The sequence below is a fragment of the Lysinibacillus sp. NPDC047702 genome, from assembly GCF_050272555.1.
Classification (GTDB): Bacteria; Bacillota; Bacilli; order Bacillales_A; family Planococcaceae; genus Lysinibacillus.
On the sequence record NZ_JBNNMG010000018.1, the window covers coordinates 1 to 19,248 of the forward strand.

Genomic DNA, 19,248 nt, shown 5'->3' on the forward strand with positions numbered 1-19,248 from the left:
GTTGTTTGATAGATTTGCCTGTTTCAATCTCTATCGAGGGGCCTTTCCTCATCTCTAATGTGCCTTTGCACAGCACACCACCACCGTACGTACGGATCCGTTTACGGCGGTTCAATCTTTTAAGTATCTGAGCTCATAAAGCTGGGTTAAGTCTTTTAACCCCCACTTTATGAGCTTTTCATTTGTTAATGCTCGATGGATAATCTCACTTCTCGATAGTCGCCAGTATCCTTTTCTTGAATGTGCTATTTTCATCGCATCATCATGGTCAATTCCATATTGACGTAATTTCATATACCTCGTTCTTGGTTTCTTCCATCGCTTCCAGATGAGTTGACACAATCGATGGTTTAACCAGCCCTGTATTTCTTTTATGAAGGCTTTCATATTGGCAATTCCATAGTAATTCATCCATCCAACCCTTATTTATTGATTCTTTTCACAATCACTTCAAACGTACCTGCTCTTTTACGACTCGTTAATTTTCTTAATTTATCTTTGAATCGTTGTTTAGCGGATTTATTCGGTCGGCATCCAACTTTCCCCTTAAGTTTTGTATATTGAACCCTAAAAATGTGGCGCTTGTTGCACCACACACTTTACTTTTCTTTTCGTTAATCGTTAACCCTAAATCTTCTTCGATATATTTCTTCACACTTGCCATGACACGCTCTCCCGCTCTAGGCGTTTTCACGTATATCACAAAGTCATCCGCATATCGAATAAAACGATGTCCTCGTTTTTCCAGTTCTCTATTTAAGTAAACATTTGCTAGAATAGGAGACAGCGGGCCACCTTGCGGAGCTCCCTCCGTTGTTTCAACGTAAATATCTTTATCAAGAATACCAGAACGTAAGAATTCCCAAATAAGTTTAAGGACAATCTTATCTGTAATGAATTCTTCTAGACACGCTCTTAGTCGTTGATGATGGATTGTATCAAAATAGCTTTTTAAATCACAGTCCACCACCGTTCGATATCCTTCTTGATAGTATTGTTCGGCGAGTTCGATTGCTTGATGTGCGTTTCTTCCTTTCCGAAAGCCGAAACTATTCTTCGAAAAATGCGGATCAATGATTGGGTCAATTACTTGTAGAATAGCTTGTTGGACTACCCGGTCGAGTACGCAAGGAATCCCTAAATATCTCTTCGTGCCATCCGATTTTGGAATAGCTACCCTTTTCACCGGTTGCGGTTGGTAAGTGCCATCTCTTAGTTTGATTTTAAGTGGCTCAAAATGTTTTCGTAGGTGAGATTTTAGTTCGTGAACTGTTATTCCATCTACGCCCGGAGCCCCTCCATTTTCTTTTACCTTTTTATAAGCTCTCCATAAATTGCCGTTGGTAACGATTCTATCGATTAAATGGATACCATCTTGTTTCTTCATTTCCATGTCTACATCCCTACACACTCTTATATACTCTTTCACTTCCAGCTTATCCCTCTATAAGTAGCCATCTTTTGGTCTTTACCTCGATGTTTTCTGTGTTTCGTCGGGATGTCTTCACCTCCTTGTTCATTCAAGATTTAAGATTGTTCGGCCCTTTACTTTCGTTAGAAAGTTACTATGACCTCTGCTGACTTCTCTTGATTCATCCGATTATCACTAATCCGATTGTTAATTCAATAACCCTCAAGAGATCTCCCCGGGTAAGCACAACCACTTTCCTCTCATGTAACTGCCAGATTTACTGTATGGGATTCGGGCAGTATTGGACTTTACTTTGATGTGCAAGTTCATCCATCCCAAGTCAGCCTTGTATCTGATTTCTGTTCGTCAGTTCGAGATTTTGCGTCCGACTTCCTTCAGATTCCACGTCACCATGGACACCCTTGTCTTTCGCTAACAGTTCCTACTGCCAAGTCTGTAGTGGACTTTCACCACCTAGTTGTTGCGCGTGCCGGGCACACACACTATGAAAGGCTTCAATCTTGTTGATTGAAGCCTTTCATTTTTATTTCTTTAATTTTACGGCTGTTCCATATGCTAATACCTCAGATGTACCATCCATTACAGACGAGGTAGAAAATCGAACACCTACTATGGCATCTGCACCTAGTTTTTTGGCTTCTTCCTCCATTGCACTAGTGGCTATTTCTCGAGAACGGACTAGCATTTCTGCATACTCCTTCATTTCTCCACCGACAATATTACGAAGCCCTGCCATCATATCACGGCCAATATTTCTTGATTGAACAGAATTACCTTTTACTAAGCCAATTGTTTCCGCAATTTCCTTCCCTGCCACAACATCTGTTGTTGAGAGTAGCATACAAATTGCCTCCTATTTGTTAAATTTTCGAATGGCTTTGACAGCCTCTTCAATGGAAGATGTAATGATTCCATTGCGTTTTATCAAGCCGATTACAAATAAATTACGATATATAAACTGATTTTCAATGCCGTCCCTTACAAGTGCCTCTATTTTTTGCATATTATCCCTGCCCTGCTGGCGCACATCTGTAAAGATACCGATAATTGGTCGATTCAGCATTGCAAAAGCACCAATTTCAGCCGCCACACCTGAATCAATCTCCACACCATCTAAAACAGCTACAAGCACATCACTTTTTTGTAGCATCTCTAAATCTGCTTGTGCAATGGCTAGACTATCCGCATAGGCTGTTTTATCGTTAATGGCGTCATTCTCCTGCGGCACATACAATTCAATACTTGGTACTGCCTCCCTTATAGCCGCAGCCAGCTGCTCATTTACTAAACGATCTCCTAATGAAAATAATCCATTTGCTAAGTATGCCTTCATGTTAAAACTCCTATTCCAATAATTTTTCAAATACTATTTTATGTCGACCTTTATCATCAATAAATGTTGAGACAATATCAAATCCATGTTTAAGATTCGTGATAAGCATTGCTTTTCGCTCATTCCTACCATATGTACGAACTCTTTTAAAGCCCATTGTCTGAATATAGGCATGCTGCTGACGCATAAGTAGACTAGCAATTCCCTGACCACGCTTGGTTGCATGAACACCACCTAGCCAGCTGTAAAAAACACCATCAGGATGGATATAGCCGAGTTTAAAGCCAATAAGACGTTCATCCTCAATAGCCAATAGACAAAGTAGGCCATTTTTTCTTTCAAGTTTTACTACTGGCAGATTGGCACCATCAAAGACGTGCGCATGTATTTCCTGTAATTGGTTGAGCCACTCAAACGGTACACCTTCAGTTGTCACAATATGCATTTTTTATTTCACCTCTATCGCTTCAATTATAACAAAATTAACATGCCATAGTGATTCCTATTATGTCAGGTCCATAGAATCAATATATGTATTTTATCTGCTTCTAAAGCAATCAGCCTTCCTGTACTAAAATGACTATTTTAACCATTTTTCAATTATGCTATTTTCGTAACAATAGGATTTCAGTATACTTGACATCATCACTCAAAGTAGGAGGAAATCCAATTGACAGCATTTACTAGTTGGTTAACAAATTCAATACGCCCTTATTTTGGACTACATTTCATAGAAGAGCATTGGGACACGCTCCAAATTCGAGAGGATTATTTTATTTACCTTGATGGTGATCTCATTAAAAAAAGAATTTTCATCAATGAGCAAAGCTACCAAGAGGCTGATGTAAATATTTTAACACGCAATCGTGAGGTCATAGCCCCTCAAACGGCTCGTGGAAAAGAAAAGAAATTAAATTACACAAATATTTCCGCAGTAAAAGCAACAGGCGTTGTCTTCTCTGCTAGTCTAGGCAATCAAGGTCATTCATCTTGTTATATCATGGCTCGAAATGCGAAAACCTATTACCAGCTCCCATTAACTGGCTTTGAACATCTAACAACTAAGGCTGACGTCATGGAATGGCTACAGCAATTTCCTTCGAAGCTTCCAACAAACTATTCAGACAAGCTTAAGAAACTTACAAGTATGAAAAGCTTACGTTATAAAGCTGTTCCAGGAGATATTTTTCGTGTAGAGATAGATTTGTTCGTAGATGGCTATGTCCTTGTTATTGGAGATTTGCGTCAAATGCAAAAGGATAATCTATTTGCAGAGGATAGTATTTGGCATGATGTCATGACAATGCCATTATTTATCCGTCCTTATTTGCTTACAACGGCAGAGCGGTCCCCTCATCTCGATGAAATCATATCCGCTCCATTAGCCGCACAAACGCGAATTGTGATGGACGATCATTTTATGCGTGGATGCTATGAAAAGGTTGGGCACAAAGCATTAACTGAATCTGATATTGAATTCCCCATTGGGTATGGCTTAACTCTTGATTATGGCAAGGAGTCTCGATACCGTCTTTCATGGGGCACAGGAACCATTAGTAAGCCAGAGCCTATAACCTCGCTTAAAACTGGTAGCCGTTTTACTAATCATGGTGTTTGTGCAGGTGTTTTTAATGATTGGCTAAAGCCAGAAGAGGGTGATGAATCAAGATCACTGGATCACCCGCAATATCAAAAAGAACGTCAGCAAGTATTAGATGAATTTGGTCTTCCAGCAAACATCACCTATGATGAATTTAATCGACAAACTGGTGGACTTACTCGCAGTGAGTATATCAATTATGTTAATAAAACTTATAACAGCTCTCACAAAAAATAGAAGTCGGCAGTAAAAAGGAGTATATCCCTGATACTCCTTTTTATTTTGTCAGTAGTTGATTTCATCCAATAATTACTTATAATATAAAGATACAAATCAACCCATTACATCATTGAGGTGCATGTTTTTATGTATTTTGGAATTATTCCTCTTATGCTTTTCATTATTTTTCTCATTTCTTATTTGAAAGACCCTAGAAAGATTATTAACGGCCTGCTATTTAATCTTTTTGTCTGTTCTTTTCTTTTATTCTGTGTTCTCGCATCCTTAGCATCTGATCAATATTTATTAAGGATGATTGTAATTATTCCGCTCATCGCTCTAATTATCCTCATTCCCTTTGCAATTTTAGCTTTAATGTTTGGTTTATTTTTAAATGCAAGAGTGTTAATGAAAAGAGAGGGAAAACGTTTGGCTAATTCTTTAACATTACTTGTAGCGCTGGGCATTTTATTATTTATATTACTACTGATTATATATCCAGCAAGCTTATTCTCAATCCACCTCCAACCGATTTTTGGTGGGATATCTCTTATAACATTTTATTTTTTTATTCACTTGTCTAATTTCTTATCAGCCTATTTTCTGTACCAATTCAATCGACCAAAGTTAAATCAGGATTATATCATTGTACTGGGCAGTGGCTTAATTAATGACAAGGTACCACCACTTTTAGCTAGTAGAATTCAGAAGGCCATTGATTTCTATCATAAACAGGCAGCAATTACCTCACCACCAACAATAATCTTTTCTGGTGGACAAGGTTCTGACGAGAGTCTTCCAGAAGCCGAGGCAATGCAAAAATTCGCAATTGGAAAAGGTATTCCTATCGAGCATACATTGCAAGAGAACCAATCTGTTAATACATATGAAAATATGTTATTTTCAAAACGGATAATGGATGATAACAAACAAGATAAGGTCTATAACAGTATTTTTACAACAAATAATTTCCATCTGTTCCGTGCAGGCATCTATGCAAGACTTGCAGGTTTAAACAGTCAGGGCATTGGCTCGAAAACGGCCTTTTATTATTGGCCAAACGCGATGATTCGTGAATATGTTGCCATTGTTGTGATGGGGCGAAAAAGACACATGAAAATCGTCGGGCCTATTCTCGGCATCTCCATCCTATTTTCCTTACTTAGTTTTTTCTTTATATGATTTATATTGTATGGATTCGTGGCACGACTGCATTGAAAGTGCCACGAATCCATTTATTTTTTATTTTTTCACAATACATACTTCTTCATTTGCTGCTCATGAACCATCTTCATATAGCTATATTTACGAGGATAGCGTTCTTTCTGCAGTACCTTATAAAGGACGGATTGACCTTCCTTGTAACAAACCGCATATTCACAATTATCATAAAGTCTACGTGATAATTGTTTTACTATAGAAATGCCTTCCTTTGTGCTCATTCTCCATCCAAACTGAATCATATCCAATTGGTCATATGGATCACGATAGGTATCGAGAACAATACATCTATCTTGTTGGTCCTTATTTGCAAATACTAAAACATCTCCTGTATTAACGGGTTGTTCAAGAAAACGTTCGTGTATATCCTCTATGGGCACTTTAATGTCAAGCACATCCATAATAGCCTGAAAATTCGAATGAGGTATACATTCATCACATGTCTCATCTGGATATTCAACCAATTCCGCAATTGAAGCCATTATCCAAAATTCATATGTCAATTATCATCACTCTATGTAGCTTTTTATTGTTGTAAATTGCTGATTTCTTGTTCAATTCTATGAATAAGATCGTTTAGGTTTGATTGCCATGCATGCCAACTTTTAGACTCGTGCCATAACTCTACAATCTCTCTACTTCCATGCTCATCTGGCACCTCATCTCTAATATCTGTCAAATATCTTATGATAAATGTTAAAGCACCCTCATCAGCTGTCAAAGATTGGACGTCTCCACATTTACTTTCGTCACTAAGAAATTTACCTGTATCGAGATAGGTAATATAGATTTCTGCTAATGCCATAGCGCTAACATCGTAAAAAAAGTCGATGTCCTTAAAGGTATCTCCAAAAAAGCCATCATTTTTCATCGCCTTGACAATGTCAGTTAACGATAAATAATTTGAATTTATTTGATTTTTGATATAGTCCTGTAAAAAGCCAACTACATCTAATCCCTCATCACTTTCCAATGCTTTGTAGCCCCATGCTCCCATATTATTGCTCCTCCCTTAATTTGATGTCTAAAGAAACCGTACTCACGGCTTCAGCCCATCAGAATTGCTCTTTTTTACAAATAAGAGCCAAAATAGAACTTCATCTTTTCTAGCGAAAACCGTCTTGTCCTCTCCAAGTAGCAATTGACATAAGATCTTTTATTCGTCCACGCTACTTGCGATAACCATCCTTAAATACTAGTAAATCTGCATAACCCCAGATTTCCATAACAACCCGTTCATATTGATTGGACTTGAAAACATACTTCCAGTGCTTCTCAAGCTGTCTAGCTGCATCCGTATCTTGACAAGATTCTACTACCTCTATCATCTGTTTTAAAATAGCTATATCTTCCTCACATACTGCAAACGTCTCTTGCTCTTTCGCTAAACATTCTAAGTCGAGCAAGCAATACAGCAGCCAAATTAGGCGAACACCGTCCCATTTGATTCGTTCAAAATTTAGCACATTCAAATCTTCATTAATATATGCTTTATTAGACATTACTTTATGTTCATTATATAACCACATGCACTATAGGATACCAATTCTACAGGTCACTCATCATGTTGGCCGCTATCTATTACATTTGGTTTGCCCTCTTTGATTAACCCATCCATTGTAGTAATTTCTCTAGCTCATTCTTAATTGGTGCCGCCGCTTGATTCACACTCTGTGCTAACTTTTTGGAATTGCCAAATAGTTGATATAAAACAAATTCACGCTGGTGGTCTTCTTTATTTTCTAGCTCTTGTATAAGTGCCGAAAGTAGTTCCTGTTCCTTTATTTCAATGCCCTTAAGTGGCTTAACGGATTCATTTGCTCCAAGTAGAATAGCTACAAACACAGGCATGAGCTCAACTGATAGGGCATGTGCTTCTACAAAAGCCTCTGCATAATAATTCTGCACAGACTGATGCTCTGTATCAACAATTGCCATATAGCTTTGAACGAGAGGGAAATAGGCATTACTGTATAACCCTAAACCAAAGACCGCATAGGTTCCAGGCATAGCTGATTTTTCACTAGGCTCTACATCCTGATACCATGCAAACTCCTTTATAGCTAACTGTGTATAGTTCGCCAGCAATGGATAAAGGCTAGGATACACAAGACAATTTGCAAAAAACTGATGCAGCTTTGATTTAGCTAACTTCTTTATAGGAAGAAAATTTTTCACTTTGGTTTTTAAGGTCAGCTTATAGCTCTTTGGGAAGCCTTCCTGCAAAAGGTCTATTATGTAATAGAGTGCTTCATGATAAGCCGTTTCCTCCTCTGACATTATCCGTATATCAATTGTTTGAAAAATATCATTTGCTTGTCCTTGAAAAATATCACTCTTTCGTGTACTTTCAAAACGTCCGCTCCCCTGCTGTAAATAATCCGCTGCTTGTTGAGAGCCGAGCTGTTTAGCAAGTTCAAGGTATTGCAAACGAGTAGCAGGTTCTTTTTGACCGATTTTCAACGCAACATACAGAAAGAAATCTAGTTTTTCCTGCTCAACCTGCTGGGGAGTGTCCTCGTTTTTCAGCCTCCATTCATTTATATAATCTCCAGTTGGTACAAAATACTGCTGTAAAAAAAGCTTTTCTGCCCAATGTTTAAACGCTCTACTATAATGATAGATCCACTGGTCTAAACGCTTCTTATTGGCATGATGCTTTTCTTGTAGTCGACAAATAAGTGGTTCGATATCATCTGCTGTTTGGTGAAAAAAATAAGGATTCACCAAATGCCGCGCAAAGAAAAATTCATCATTGTCACTTGGGCGTACAGGTAACTCAGCCATAACCTTTGTTTGAATAAATGTTGCTAGCTCCTGTTTCATTAGCTGTAGCTTGCGGTCATTAAGCAGCTCCTTTTGATAACATAACACGGTCTTATCATGCTCAAATTCGAGTACCACCTGAAAAGAATAATCAAAAAATCGAGAACCATATTGCTCTGATTGAAACATCGTCTCTATTTTTGTACATAAAGCGAAAAAAAGCTCCTCAACATGATTAATTTCTGTAAATTCCTGTATGTATGGACCTACTTCCACCTTATAGGCACTATCACTCCAACTAAATGGCTCATATACATCAATATAAATGGAACCGTAATGGTTTTTTTCTTTTTTCCATGAAACTTTTAGATAGTTAAATACGCCTGCTTGGAGTAGACTCCAATCTTTAAGCGAGCTTATTCTTTTACTTTCTTGCTGATAAACGGCAGTTAGTTTTTCCCATACATCCGTTAGAAAATGCTCTACATTCTGCTTCAAATCACACAATCTCCCTTCCATACTTAGAGAAAAATCTCTCGCTAAAAACCATAATTTTAGCGAGAGACTGATCTTATCCGATTGTTTTCACAACCGCTCCTTCTTGATTTTTAATATGCGTTTTCAAAATTTGAAAGCTGACACCAGCTAAAGAAGTTAATTCAAATTGACTTTCTTGCGGCACTAGCTTTTGACTTAGCTCGTCAACCGCCGCCCTGTTCAATGTAATCGTAATTTCTTGTCCATCCTCATGATAGCCTACTTGATCAGCCGCTTTAAACATAATCGTTATATTTTGACCAACTAAGCTAAGACTTCTGCCTTTTAAAATTCGCCCACGCAGTAATTTACTTATGACATCTGCTTGCTTAGCCCCTAGCTGGATGATATGTGATTGTTTGTTAAAACCCATTTCCTCCACTTCCCATGCCAGTTGACCTACAAAAAGAAAGCCAGTATTGGAGCCCTCTTTTTCCATTCCCTGTTCAACGGCCTCTGCAATTTGAGCATTTTGTAGTAAAGAAGCTCGCGTTAAATCAGTGATATAGTTTGGTATTTGTTGGATGCCCGCCTGTAGCATACTCAGTGTATTCCACGTCTGCATCGCTTCTAGCTCATCCTCTGTAATGCCAACCATTTGGAGAAACGCCATCTTGCCATTTGGCGTAACAATTTCAGCCAGCTCAGGATCTTGCGTAAAGGCCAGCGCGGTTAATTGTGTATCTGTATCAAGACAAATGGGACCATTTGCATCCAAATAATCTCCTGTTCTAAAAACATTGCCACTATTAAAAACATATCTACCCATATTTTGTAGTAAATTTAAGGCCCAAGCAGGTGGCTCCTCCTCGTTCTCGTTACGCACCAATCGAAATGTCAATTCAAATCCATACCCGCTGTATTCCTCATTTTCAAATTCTTTTTCATATAATTCCGAGAAACCATATGTAACAAAATGCCAATGTGGAATCGGTTTTTCACTTTTATAGGCACTTATCCCATCCAAAGGATCCTGTCCACCTAGTGAATAAGGAATCAATGTTCCGTAATGCATTGGCTCCTGCTCACCGTACACCTGTACTAGTACTTGATCAATCGCATCCCAACCAACCGCTGTAACTTCTTCACTCATCTACGCATCCTCCTCGATGTTGTTTCACTTTAAAAACATACTAATCTAGTATTCCTATGATACCAATTTTATGGTAGCTCTTTAACAGGAATAGGACTCATTTTCAGCTTTCCAGCATCTAGGTTTATTTTCATTCCGAACGAGGTAAATATTACTAATAAATTACGCCCTAGCGTAATTGCGTCCGGATTTTTTTCGAGCTCGCTCGAAAAGCTCCTCTTCAAAATCCGTGACATCCGCCAGGGGCTTTGGGCCAACAGATGTTTTTTGTGCGAAAGCGTAGTGCTAACGCAGCGGCAGCAACACGATGTTGGTCACTCAGGCGTTTTTACCAGGATGTGAAGATTTTTAGCCTGAGTTCCTCTATTTCAGCGACCATTTGTACGCTCACTGAATAGGAAAAAACCGCATTCATCTCGCCACTAGAGGTCGGAATATTTTGCTGAATCAAGATAAAAAAACTCAGGCAAATCATCAAGTTCTGTGATTGCCTGAGTGAGGAATTTAATTTTATGGTTTGCTTGAATAGCTCTCTTCAAAATTCGTGACATCCGCTAGGGGCGGGTGTTTGTATGCCTGTTGAATCAAAAGAATTAACAAGACTACGCACTCGTAATTATTTCTCTTTAGCCATACAACATAGCTGGCGTTCGCACATTATGTAAATAGTCTGCAATCTTTCCAGCATATACCTTTTCTAAATATGGTAATTGAGCAATACAGTGTGGCGTCATTAAAGCTGGGTTTTGATAAATCTTTAAACCTCCGACCTTTAATAACATTGCTACAAACTGTGAGCAAAAATAAGCACGCTCTCTGCGAACCTCTTTTTGCATCATCACCCCAAAAAGTCCAATAAAGTTATATTTATAGCGATCTCGATTCCAATACATATAACGGACAATTTTCATCATTTCTAAGTATTGATAATGCGAAACTCTGCAACGATAGATGACACAATCTGCTGTCTCAAATAGTCCTCTTTCTGCATTTTCCCGCAAAAAACCACCACTTAATGGATTATTTAGCTGCCTTCGCCCAAAGCTGTACATATCAAAAAGCTCTTCATCAAACGCTATGGATGCATGATTCATTTCTTTCCCAGTATACATCCCGATCGCCTTCGATAATAATGTACCTGTTTTTGTTAGTACTATGTAAATGGTGTATGACATTTCCTCACCTACTTCAATATTCTTTACTACTACCAATACGTTTTAAATCTTCAAATGGTTTCGTTAATTTCCTTATATTATAAGTATAAAAAGGTAATCTTAAATTTTTCCTTAGTAGAATCTGAAGAATTTCTTAATTTTTAGCATGATTTACTCGTCAAGCGAATAGGCTAGCTATAACTACTAAATCTTTACCTTAATAGATTTTATTTTTATTTATATGAATTTTGTTATGAGCTTATGTGGGGTACATATGGTATTCAGAATATTTTTTACTCGAATACAATAAAAAATCACTCATTATTTTTGAATGAGTGACCTTCTATTTAAAACTCCTTATCTACATCCTCTTTGAATGAATTCGATAAATTTGCAAGCTCTTTATCAAGATGCTGTTCTAATTTGACATAAACAAAGCCCCCGTCCCTAAATGAGAGACGAGAGCTATAGAAAAATAGTCTAGGTGTATCTATCAAGAATGTCAACATCTTTCTGCATAAAAGTTAAGCGATTGTATTCTCAATGACAATGCCTGCAGAAACAAGATTGACAGTATTAGCAATCGTATCGCCTACTGGACAATGCGCTTCAATAATTTTTTTAAATTCTTCTACCTTCTCTTCCGATGCACTTGTTTCAATATGGAAAGTATATCGAATCGTTAAAAATCCAGGTCTTACATCAGATTTTCCTAAAAAACCATCTATATCAAGGTCTCCCTCTAATTCAACCCAAAAATTTTTTAGGTCTATGTTCAATTTATTTGCGTAAATTCTTGCGACTATTGATTGACACGCACCTAATGCAGAAAGAACAAGTTCTACAGGATTTGCACCTTGGTCATCTCCACCTAACTCTTTTGGTTCATCTATTATAATTTTATGTCCTCTTACATTGGCCTCTACCAATACTTTATCTTTTAAATATGTACTGGCCTTAAATGTTGTTACTGTCATCTTATCTCTCTCCTTTTAATCCTTATTAAATTTATAAGAATACATTTATTTTATCCTACTTGTAACTCCCTCTTTAGTCAACACTTTTTTCAAAAAATTAATAATTTTCAATTCCTTTATGTATACAAAAATGACGAAGCAACTCTATGGTCACTTCATCATATGCACTACTTTAAGAATACTATAGCTGACTACAATAAGTTGCAGCCGAACTAATCAATCATTATGCTACTCTTTTTGTTTGGTATATTGCTCTTGATTAGAATTCTTACTTTGCTCTTTTGTAAGATTATTCTCCTCACGTACATCTAAATCATCAGGACTCAAATCTTCTGTAAATTCCTCTTGATTTAATGCTCTTTTTTCTTGCTTTTTGTCAGTCAAAATAATCACCTCCAATCTATAATTTTTCCCTTTTGAAGTAATTTATACTTGTTCGAATTGTAATAGTTGGGGGATTAACATAAAAGTTTTATGTAGTTCATAGGAAGGAGTTGAAAAGCCTACAAGCATTAATTAAAATAAACAAAATTTAATAAACTAGGGAATCCCAATCTAAAATTTCTGTATAAATATACTTCCATCTGATTGTATTTCAGCATAAAATACTTCTTCAATATCATTTATATTAGCTTTTTTTAATTCATTATTTAACCAATCTATACTTTTGCCAACTTCTAATAAATTTCTCAATAATAACTTTCCATCTGTAATGATTTCTATAGGTATAAAAACTGGAGTTGTAGGATAAATTTTAAAATCTCTTTTTTGTACCTCTTGAAACGCTGGTTTTTTGAGAATGCTAAGTGTACCATTTGGTTCTAAAATAGCATAATCTATTTCTGCCATTGAAAAAATTTGATATTGTCTAGTCATCATTGTTAAGTCATCAATATTAATACCTGTTCTTTTTAATGCTTTTCTGTCTATCTTTCCATGCTTTATGACAATTGTAGGCTGACCATCTAGGATTACTCTAATTTTCCCTGATTTAAGACTGATAAAACCAATAATTGTAGTGAGTAAACACCAAATTACAAGACTGAGTAAATCTTTTAAATAATCTTTCGTACTAAGAACAATCATGTTTGCAGCAATGGAGCCTATTGTTATTCCTGTAACATAATTAAAAAAAGTCAGCTGACTTAATTGTTTTTTACCTAAAAAACGAGTCAAGGTTAGAAGAACAAAAAAAGTTATAATGGTTTCAATAGCTATTTGTAGGTAGCTTACATCTTTCATTTTTTCACTCCTATCTATTTCATAGGATGCTTAAAATAATGAATAAAATACGCAAAAAATCCAAGTACTCGAATCTAATATCTTTTATAGATTGTCATTTGCTAATTCTGTTCAAACTCGTTAATGTAATTTATAATAGTTAAAAATGTACATAGATTGGAGTTGATTTACATGATGTTTTCTCCATTATTTGAACAGGATGTACCAACAATTCTTCTTCCTTAACGGTAGAGGAGTTTTTCTCCGTTAAGGACATAGATTTCTATAAAAAACGGAGGAAAAAACATGAATAATAAAATAATAGGTGCCCTTTTTTTATCGCTCGCAGCCAGTATTTGGGGGGCAATGTATGTTGTCGTAAAAGTAGTCGTAGAGGTTGTTCCACCCTTGGAACTTGTATGGATTCGTTATGTGATTGCTGTAATCACACTTGCTACTATTGGTATCTGTATGAAGCAATCATGGTCTATAGCTAAAAGAGATTGGCTAATGATTTTCCTTGTTGGTCTGATCGGTAATACAATCTCGATTGTCACACAGGAAATGGGTACAATGCTTTCTACTGCTCAAATGGGTGCTATTATTACGTCGACTACGCCTGCTTTTATGGTCCTGTTTGCACGCTTTATTTTGAGAGAAAAAATTACATTAAAAAAATGTCTTTCCATTGTTCTAGCGACGATCGGTGTTGCCATTATTGTTGGGAATGGACAAATTGATGTTAGCCAGCAATTAGGCGGCTTTTACTTATTAGTTGCTGCGTTGACTTGGGCATTTATGTCCGTGTTAGTGAAGAAAATTCCCCAGCAATATTCGCAGATTGTTATTACCACTTATACATCTATGGTGGCTGTGTGTTTACTGACGCCCATTGTTCTTCCTAGAATAAAGTATTTAGATGTATCGAGTGTTTTGCAGCCAACTATTTCAGGCGGATTAATTTATTTAGGTATTGTTTCTACAGCTGGCGGTTTTTTATTGTGGAACAAAGGGCTTCAATTAATGAATGCTTCCAGTGGAGGATTATTCTTTTTCTTCCAACCAGTCGTCGGAACCTTTTTAGGCTGGCTACTGTTAAATGAAACAATTGGACTTTCTTTTTGGCTCGGTACAATGTTAATTTTTAGTGGTGTTTTTCTAGTGATTAAAGACGAATAATAAGAAAATAACCTATATAAAGGATATTGAAAAGGCAGATAACATAATCTCTGCCTTTTCAAATTCACCAACTCATATTGTCTAGAATTCAATGTGAATATCTTCATTCTTTTATTTTTCCTACCACTCCTCCCTTTTATCTCTTTCATAAAAAAATACAATTCTATTTCATTCGAGGGAGAGTATAATTAAAGTTAAAACTCAACTATAGGGAGGATTTTTATGTTCCAAACAGTCGATCATTTTTTGCAATCTTGGGAGTTTGAAGCCAGTGCCACACACAAATTACTAAATAACCTAACAGATGAATCACTTCAACAGGAAATTACTTCACAAAATTGGACATTAGGTCGAATTGCTTGGCATATTGTTACCGCTATTCGTGTTATTACTTCCAATACACATTTAATGTTTGAAGCACCAGCCAAAGATTTTCCTGTTCCAACCTCGGCTCAATTTATTGCAGACAGCTATCAACAAGCAAGCAATGCACTTGTGCTGGCGCTAAAATCACAATGGACTGACCGTACAATGGAGGAATGTATTGAATTCATTGGTCAACAAATGCCAAATGGGTCACTATTACTGTTTTTACTTCAACATCAAAGCCACCATCGAGGGCAATTAACTGTTCTTATGCGACAGGCAGGATTAACTGTTCCAGGTATTTATGGTCCAGCAAAAGAGGAATGGGCAAAGTTTGGCATGGAAGCCCCGCAAATGTAGTACTGAACAAATCCTCAAATACCCAAAATTATTGAATCTATTTTGATTGACTTTATTCAAAATAGATTCTTTTTTTGTCTCCTTGTAAAAAAATTTTTCCTTCACGAATCTCACTCTGTAATGCTCATAATATATATTGGGAAATTAATGGCTCAAAAAAATTAGGACCATAATTTTTTCTTCTATCCGTACAATACTTTTCTTGGCTTATAATCCTCACTTTTTTTGTCTAAACTAAAAACGTATCACATAGCATGAGTACCTCAAAAAATGGGATGAATACATGAAAAAAATTATTTTACTCTCAAGTTTAGTTGCTACATTACTGCTTTCTGGCTGTTGGGATGTTTCTGAGCCTCAAAGAATGTACTATGTTCTCGGCATTGGTATTGATTTTAAAGATGATCAATATGAAATCTATATGCAATTAATTAACTTCGCCAGTGTTGCCAAGTCAGAGAATCCTGCTCCTCAAGGTGTACAGGCAGAAATTGGTCGTGCAAAAGGGAAAACGATGGAAGAAGCATTTTTTAGCTTATATCGTTCCATTGACCAAAAAGTCTTCTGGGGACATATGTCTTATATTCTTTTCTCTGAAGATGCCATGAAAAGCGAAAATGCCATTTCTATTATTGACAGCTTTTTACGGCATAGGGAGACAAGATATCAAATATTGACCTACGTTACCAAAGAGCCTATTGAGGAAATTCTTTTAATTACACCAATATTTAATAAATCTCTCACGGCTTCCAAATTAAGTAATCCGCTATATACAAATGAACTAGAAACAATGATAGAGCCTGTTGATTTACGGACACTAGTGATCAATTTAAATGAACCTAGCCATGAAATAAGTATTCCCTTTGTTTCAATCAATAGAAATTGGAATACGACAAATGGACCATCTATGGAAACTGCCTTTACCGGTGTTGGGGTACTTTCAAAAGATGGATTTAAAGGCTTTCTTTATGGAAATGCTGCAAGAGGGCTTCAATGGATGCAGGATAAAAAAAATCGAGGAGATGTAACATTTCAATTAGACGATGATGAAGGAGATTACCTAACAGTAGATTTAGACAAAATAGATCTTAACGTAAAACCAATTGTTAAAAATAATCAAGTAACTTTTGAGGTAGATGTGAAATTTAATGCTACTGTAAATGGCTTTAAAACAAAAGTTTCTGGAAATGAAATTCGAAAAAAAATTATACAGCATGTTAAAAAAGAAATTTTAACAACCTATCGAGAGGGTTTAAAGCAGGATATAGACATTTTCCGTTTATCTGAAAAACTATATCGTAAAAACGTTAAAGCGTGGAAAAAATATGAGAGCAATGGGAAAATACCTTTAACTGAAGACTCTATTAGTAAGCTCACTATTTTCGTCAATAAAGTAAATCCGGGTCGAAAAACATTTGATGAAACAATTAAAGAATAGCTAAAAAGGTCGGGTACTTATTTACATGTAGGTACTCGACTTTATATTCATTTGATTCATTTTTAATGTTTCTACTATTATTTATTTTATTCTATTCGTCAGGCAATTCACTAGATAAAAAAAGCTATTAAACATATTAATAGTAATGTAAAGCAAATTAGCTTTGCACCTCCCGATTTGTTGGCTTGGGTCACTCTGGTCAAGTGACCCTTTTATCGTTTAAACTTCTAAGCTAACTCTTGCTCTACATAGACTCAGTCAACTGCCACTTTGGTTGTTCAACTGTCCGTGAAAACATGTTTACTTTAGCACTCAAAACCTTTAAAAAATGTACTTTATAAATATCCCTCGCTTCATTTTGAATATGAATTAATTTGATTTTCAAATTCTAAATCTAAACAAATCTTTCTATATCCAAAAGTGTGTGCTGTAGCCCATTCTTGTTCGCTGACTATATCCAATGGGCTAACCTAAATCCAAAGAAATTTGTATTTATTTAATTGCTTGGTCGCTTTTTGGTCACCCGAAGTCGCCTATTTTTGAATCAAGATTTAAGACCACCAAAAAAAATCAAGGGCATTGAAAAAGTCGATTTGCCACAAAAATGTGATGCAAATCGACTTTTTTAAGTTTTCAAATCTAACAAAAGACAAATTTCTAATATAAAAAGTGAATTTCTTTAGTTTTTCAGTGCCCTTAAAAAATCCAGAGTGGTCTTTTATGGATTACTAACTCGGCACCTCGTTAGTAACGGCGACGCTTATTAAACAATTGCGCCCTATTGTTGAAGACCACAAATATTAAAAGTGGTGACTGCATACATACATTGTAATGACGTAAACTATACTATAAAAAGCACAAAAAAGTTTGACTCTTCCATAGGAATTGGATAATTTCGGAATGCTAGGTATGAATTAATAAGAAAAAAGGAGAGATACGATGTTCGATCAAGTTGCGTATTTTATTTTTAGAGCCCTGTTAATTCTAACGGTTTTGGTTGTTGTAGTTGGAATCCCTCTTGGGGATACACTGATTAGAAAAAAATAAGATTGTATCTAAAGGATGCACTTGAGAAAATTATGGTTGCTCTAGATGTAAAGAATTTAGGTGACTTGCTACAGCGTATAGATGAAAAAACAGATAACTAAAAAGGTTATCTGTTTTTTCATATGTACTTTTCACTCTCAATTTCCTAAAATGGAAATATAAAGGGAGATATGGGCTAATAATATACATAGGAACTTGCAAGCATTTTTACATACTGCTTGCAGCGAAGATAAAAAACCGATATCTGTAAATAATACAATTGAATATCCAAATACAAAAGACAAAACGATAGAATATTCAAAATTAAGCAAAATGACATGGAAGAGGAAATAGATTTAGCTAAAAGTTCCATAATGACTGCTATAGGGTATGGAGCATTTAAGAGGAAGTTTAACAAAGTAAGTCACTAAATCAGGAGATTGTATATGAGGTTTGCTAAAGGGCTAATAGGATTAATATTTATTACGGTTGGACTTATGTTGATAGTTATAACTATTGACGATTCTTTGTTATTCAAAAATATACTTTTAAAAATTTTAGGGACGTTTTGTATTTTTATTGGTGCAGATATATTACATAGGCAATTCCATCCTAATAAATACAAAAAAGATGACCAACTCGGCTAAGTTAGATTTGTTGTCATCTTTTCCCCTATTTACTTCTATGTTGCTGATTCATACAACTTAATTAAACGATCAGTGGTCATTGTTCCATTCTGCAAATCCCATAAGTAAGTGTTTTGATATAACCAATTTTGAATTAGTCTCGGTACTCCTTATATACTATTAACACTCCACATTATTTTCTGGAAGCTCATCTTCTTTGGGAGCTCTGACAAATTCTATAAATCGTTTTTCAGACGCACCAAATTCTTTATAATTTACTTGTGCTTGGTGTAAAGAAACATTATTGGGACCAATCACTTTATCTGGCATGTCTTGTGCCACTGCATCATATTGCCAATAACAAACTTCACAAATATCAAAGTCACTCTCAACTGTGAAATATCCACAAGACGGACATTTTTTTATTGTCATTTTTATCACCTTTTCTATTTTGGAGCGTATAGTTCAATCTGTTTTAACCAATACATAATTTTATCCTCTGTTTTAAAGTAAGTTGATATTCCTCCATACTTATTAATAATTCCAAACTCCACTTAATGCATACGCTATTTCCTCAAGCTCAAATTCATCTCGCTCTAAATGCACTTTTTTTGTTTTTAGCATTGCATAGTGACATCCAGCTCTCCTGTGAATAAGAGCATTAGCTTGCTAATATATTAGAACGAACATTCCTATTTCT

21 protein-coding genes are annotated in these 19,248 nt (G+C 35.9%); 6 read left to right on the forward strand and 15 right to left on the reverse strand.

Annotated features, from left to right (window positions below; all coding sequences use genetic code 11):
- Positions 1 to 111: 111 nt before the first annotated feature.
- The 5 genes from ACQKIM_RS10930 to ACQKIM_RS10950 form a co-directional block, all read right to left on the reverse strand.
- A complete protein-coding gene (locus ACQKIM_RS10930) occupies positions 112 to 411 on the reverse strand; it encodes a group II intron maturase-specific domain-containing protein (RefSeq protein WP_427543313.1) in 300 nt (99 codons plus the stop codon).
- Positions 412 to 487: 76 nt separating this feature from the next.
- Entirely contained in the window at positions 488 to 1,387 is a 900-nt protein-coding gene (ltrA, locus tag ACQKIM_RS10935) for a group II intron reverse transcriptase/maturase (RefSeq protein ID WP_427543316.1), read from the reverse strand.
- A 568-nt stretch (positions 1,388 to 1,955) separates the two neighbouring features.
- Positions 1,956 to 2,273 carry a YbjQ family protein gene (locus ACQKIM_RS10940; protein WP_427543319.1) on the reverse strand — a complete coding sequence of 106 codons (318 nt, stop codon included), beginning with the start codon at positions 2,271 to 2,273 and terminating at the stop codon, positions 1,956 to 1,958.
- A gap of 12 nt (positions 2,274 to 2,285) precedes the next feature.
- Complete coding sequence (locus ACQKIM_RS10945; RefSeq protein ID WP_427543322.1) at positions 2,286 to 2,765, reverse strand: nucleoside 2-deoxyribosyltransferase; 480 nt, start codon at positions 2,763 to 2,765, stop codon at positions 2,286 to 2,288.
- Positions 2,766 to 2,775: 10 nt separating this feature from the next.
- The gene (locus ACQKIM_RS10950) at positions 2,776 to 3,210 is read right to left on the reverse strand and encodes a GNAT family N-acetyltransferase (RefSeq protein WP_427543325.1); all 435 of its coding nucleotides are present in this window, start codon (positions 3,208 to 3,210) and stop codon (positions 2,776 to 2,778) included.
- A gap of 225 nt (positions 3,211 to 3,435) precedes the next feature.
- Here ACQKIM_RS10950 and ACQKIM_RS10955 point away from each other — a divergent pair, with 225 nt between their 5' ends.
- Together ACQKIM_RS10955 and ACQKIM_RS10960 are read left to right on the forward strand one after the other, a co-directional pair.
- On the forward strand, positions 3,436 to 4,602 hold the full coding sequence (locus ACQKIM_RS10955; RefSeq protein ID WP_427543328.1) for an immunity 26/phosphotriesterase HocA family protein: 1,167 nt from the start codon (positions 3,436 to 3,438) through the stop codon (positions 4,600 to 4,602).
- Positions 4,603 to 4,731: 129 nt separating this feature from the next.
- A complete protein-coding gene (locus tag ACQKIM_RS10960; RefSeq protein WP_427543331.1) occupies positions 4,732 to 5,766 on the forward strand; it encodes a YdcF family protein in 1,035 nt (344 codons plus the stop codon).
- A 68-nt stretch (positions 5,767 to 5,834) separates the two neighbouring features.
- Here ACQKIM_RS10960 and ACQKIM_RS10965 read toward each other — a convergent pair whose 3' ends face one another.
- From ACQKIM_RS10965 to ACQKIM_RS11005, 9 genes are all read right to left on the reverse strand, one after another.
- Positions 5,835 to 6,308 carry a hypothetical protein gene (locus ACQKIM_RS10965; protein WP_427543334.1) on the reverse strand — a complete coding sequence of 158 codons (474 nt, stop codon included), beginning with the start codon at positions 6,306 to 6,308 and terminating at the stop codon, positions 5,835 to 5,837.
- 23 nt (positions 6,309 to 6,331) lie between these two features.
- Complete coding sequence (locus ACQKIM_RS10970) at positions 6,332 to 6,802, reverse strand: DUF4259 domain-containing protein (protein ID WP_427543337.1); 471 nt, start codon at positions 6,800 to 6,802, stop codon at positions 6,332 to 6,334.
- A 172-nt stretch (positions 6,803 to 6,974) separates the two neighbouring features.
- Entirely contained in the window at positions 6,975 to 7,307 is a 333-nt protein-coding gene (locus tag ACQKIM_RS10975) for a hypothetical protein (protein WP_427543340.1), read from the reverse strand.
- 103 nt (positions 7,308 to 7,410) lie between these two features.
- Positions 7,411 to 9,069 (reverse strand): DUF6138 family protein, encoded by a 1,659-nt coding sequence (locus tag ACQKIM_RS10980; RefSeq protein WP_427543343.1) that lies wholly within the window; start codon positions 9,067 to 9,069, stop codon positions 7,411 to 7,413.
- A gap of 73 nt (positions 9,070 to 9,142) precedes the next feature.
- Positions 9,143 to 10,201 carry a suppressor of fused domain protein gene (locus tag ACQKIM_RS10985; RefSeq protein ID WP_427543346.1) on the reverse strand — a complete coding sequence of 353 codons (1,059 nt, stop codon included), beginning with the start codon at positions 10,199 to 10,201 and terminating at the stop codon, positions 9,143 to 9,145.
- Positions 10,202 to 10,827: 626 nt separating this feature from the next.
- Positions 10,828 to 11,376 (reverse strand): hypothetical protein, encoded by a 549-nt coding sequence (locus ACQKIM_RS10990; protein WP_427543349.1) that lies wholly within the window; start codon positions 11,374 to 11,376, stop codon positions 10,828 to 10,830.
- Between the two features lie 503 nt (positions 11,377 to 11,879).
- Complete coding sequence (locus ACQKIM_RS10995; RefSeq protein WP_427543352.1) at positions 11,880 to 12,332, reverse strand: OsmC family protein; 453 nt, start codon at positions 12,330 to 12,332, stop codon at positions 11,880 to 11,882.
- A 228-nt stretch (positions 12,333 to 12,560) separates the two neighbouring features.
- Complete coding sequence (locus ACQKIM_RS11000; protein ID WP_427543568.1) at positions 12,561 to 12,716, reverse strand: hypothetical protein; 156 nt, start codon at positions 12,714 to 12,716, stop codon at positions 12,561 to 12,563.
- A gap of 171 nt (positions 12,717 to 12,887) precedes the next feature.
- Positions 12,888 to 13,574, reverse strand: coding sequence for a DUF421 domain-containing protein (locus ACQKIM_RS11005; protein WP_427543355.1), 687 nt, complete (start codon positions 13,572 to 13,574; stop codon positions 12,888 to 12,890).
- Positions 13,575 to 13,859: 285 nt separating this feature from the next.
- Here ACQKIM_RS11005 and ACQKIM_RS11010 point away from each other — a divergent pair, with 285 nt between their 5' ends.
- From ACQKIM_RS11010 to ACQKIM_RS11025, 4 genes are all read left to right on the forward strand, one after another.
- Complete coding sequence (locus tag ACQKIM_RS11010) at positions 13,860 to 14,732, forward strand: DMT family transporter (RefSeq protein WP_427543358.1); 873 nt, start codon at positions 13,860 to 13,862, stop codon at positions 14,730 to 14,732.
- A 222-nt stretch (positions 14,733 to 14,954) separates the two neighbouring features.
- Positions 14,955 to 15,458 (forward strand): DinB family protein, encoded by a 504-nt coding sequence (locus ACQKIM_RS11015; protein ID WP_427543361.1) that lies wholly within the window; start codon positions 14,955 to 14,957, stop codon positions 15,456 to 15,458.
- 283 nt (positions 15,459 to 15,741) lie between these two features.
- Complete coding sequence (locus ACQKIM_RS11020) at positions 15,742 to 16,896, forward strand: Ger(x)C family spore germination protein (RefSeq protein WP_427543364.1); 1,155 nt, start codon at positions 15,742 to 15,744, stop codon at positions 16,894 to 16,896.
- 1,472 nt (positions 16,897 to 18,368) lie between these two features.
- The gene (locus ACQKIM_RS11025) at positions 18,369 to 18,569 is read left to right on the forward strand and encodes a hypothetical protein (RefSeq protein ID WP_427543367.1); all 201 of its coding nucleotides are present in this window, start codon (positions 18,369 to 18,371) and stop codon (positions 18,567 to 18,569) included.
- Between the two features lie 159 nt (positions 18,570 to 18,728).
- Here ACQKIM_RS11025 and ACQKIM_RS11030 read toward each other — a convergent pair whose 3' ends face one another.
- The gene (locus ACQKIM_RS11030; RefSeq protein ID WP_427543370.1) at positions 18,729 to 18,980 is read right to left on the reverse strand and encodes a CPCC family cysteine-rich protein; all 252 of its coding nucleotides are present in this window, start codon (positions 18,978 to 18,980) and stop codon (positions 18,729 to 18,731) included.
- Between the last annotated feature and the right edge of the window lie 268 nt (positions 18,981 to 19,248).

What these genes read in the sequence shown, in the direction of transcription:
- ACQKIM_RS10940 (WP_427543319.1), bottom strand. Translation starts at nt 2,273, where the DNA reads ATGCTACTCTCAACAACAGATGTTGTGGCAGGGAAGGAAATTGCGGAA.
- ACQKIM_RS10985 (WP_427543346.1), bottom strand. Translation starts at nt 10,201, where the DNA reads ATGAGTGAAGAAGTTACAGCGGTTGGTTGGGATGCGATTGATCAAGTA.
- ACQKIM_RS11020 (WP_427543364.1), top strand. Translation starts at nt 15,742, where the DNA reads ATGAAAAAAATTATTTTACTCTCAAGTTTAGTTGCTACATTACTGCTT.
- ACQKIM_RS10990 (WP_427543349.1), bottom strand. Translation starts at nt 11,376, where the DNA reads ATGTCATACACCATTTACATAGTACTAACAAAAACAGGTACATTATTA.
- ACQKIM_RS10995 (WP_427543352.1), bottom strand. Translation starts at nt 12,332, where the DNA reads ATGACAGTAACAACATTTAAGGCCAGTACATATTTAAAAGATAAAGTA.
- ACQKIM_RS11015 (WP_427543361.1), top strand. Translation starts at nt 14,955, where the DNA reads ATGTTCCAAACAGTCGATCATTTTTTGCAATCTTGGGAGTTTGAAGCC.
- ACQKIM_RS11030 (WP_427543370.1), bottom strand. Translation starts at nt 18,980, where the DNA reads ATGACAATAAAAAAATGTCCGTCTTGTGGATATTTCACAGTTGAGAGT.
- ACQKIM_RS10945 (WP_427543322.1), bottom strand. Translation starts at nt 2,765, where the DNA reads ATGAAGGCATACTTAGCAAATGGATTATTTTCATTAGGAGATCGTTTA.
- ACQKIM_RS11005 (WP_427543355.1), bottom strand. Translation starts at nt 13,574, where the DNA reads ATGAAAGATGTAAGCTACCTACAAATAGCTATTGAAACCATTATAACT.
- ACQKIM_RS11025 (WP_427543367.1), top strand. Translation starts at nt 18,369, where the DNA reads ATGAGGTTTGCTAAAGGGCTAATAGGATTAATATTTATTACGGTTGGA.
- ACQKIM_RS10950 (WP_427543325.1), bottom strand. Translation starts at nt 3,210, where the DNA reads ATGCATATTGTGACAACTGAAGGTGTACCGTTTGAGTGGCTCAACCAA.
- ACQKIM_RS10970 (WP_427543337.1), bottom strand. Translation starts at nt 6,802, where the DNA reads ATGGGAGCATGGGGCTACAAAGCATTGGAAAGTGATGAGGGATTAGAT.
- ACQKIM_RS10930 (WP_427543313.1), bottom strand. Translation starts at nt 411, where the DNA reads ATGAATTACTATGGAATTGCCAATATGAAAGCCTTCATAAAAGAAATA.
- ACQKIM_RS10975 (WP_427543340.1), bottom strand. Translation starts at nt 7,307, where the DNA reads ATGTCTAATAAAGCATATATTAATGAAGATTTGAATGTGCTAAATTTT.
- ACQKIM_RS10960 (WP_427543331.1), top strand. Translation starts at nt 4,732, where the DNA reads ATGTATTTTGGAATTATTCCTCTTATGCTTTTCATTATTTTTCTCATT.
- ltrA (WP_427543316.1), bottom strand. Translation starts at nt 1,387, where the DNA reads ATGAAGAAACAAGATGGTATCCATTTAATCGATAGAATCGTTACCAAC.
- ACQKIM_RS11010 (WP_427543358.1), top strand. Translation starts at nt 13,860, where the DNA reads ATGAATAATAAAATAATAGGTGCCCTTTTTTTATCGCTCGCAGCCAGT.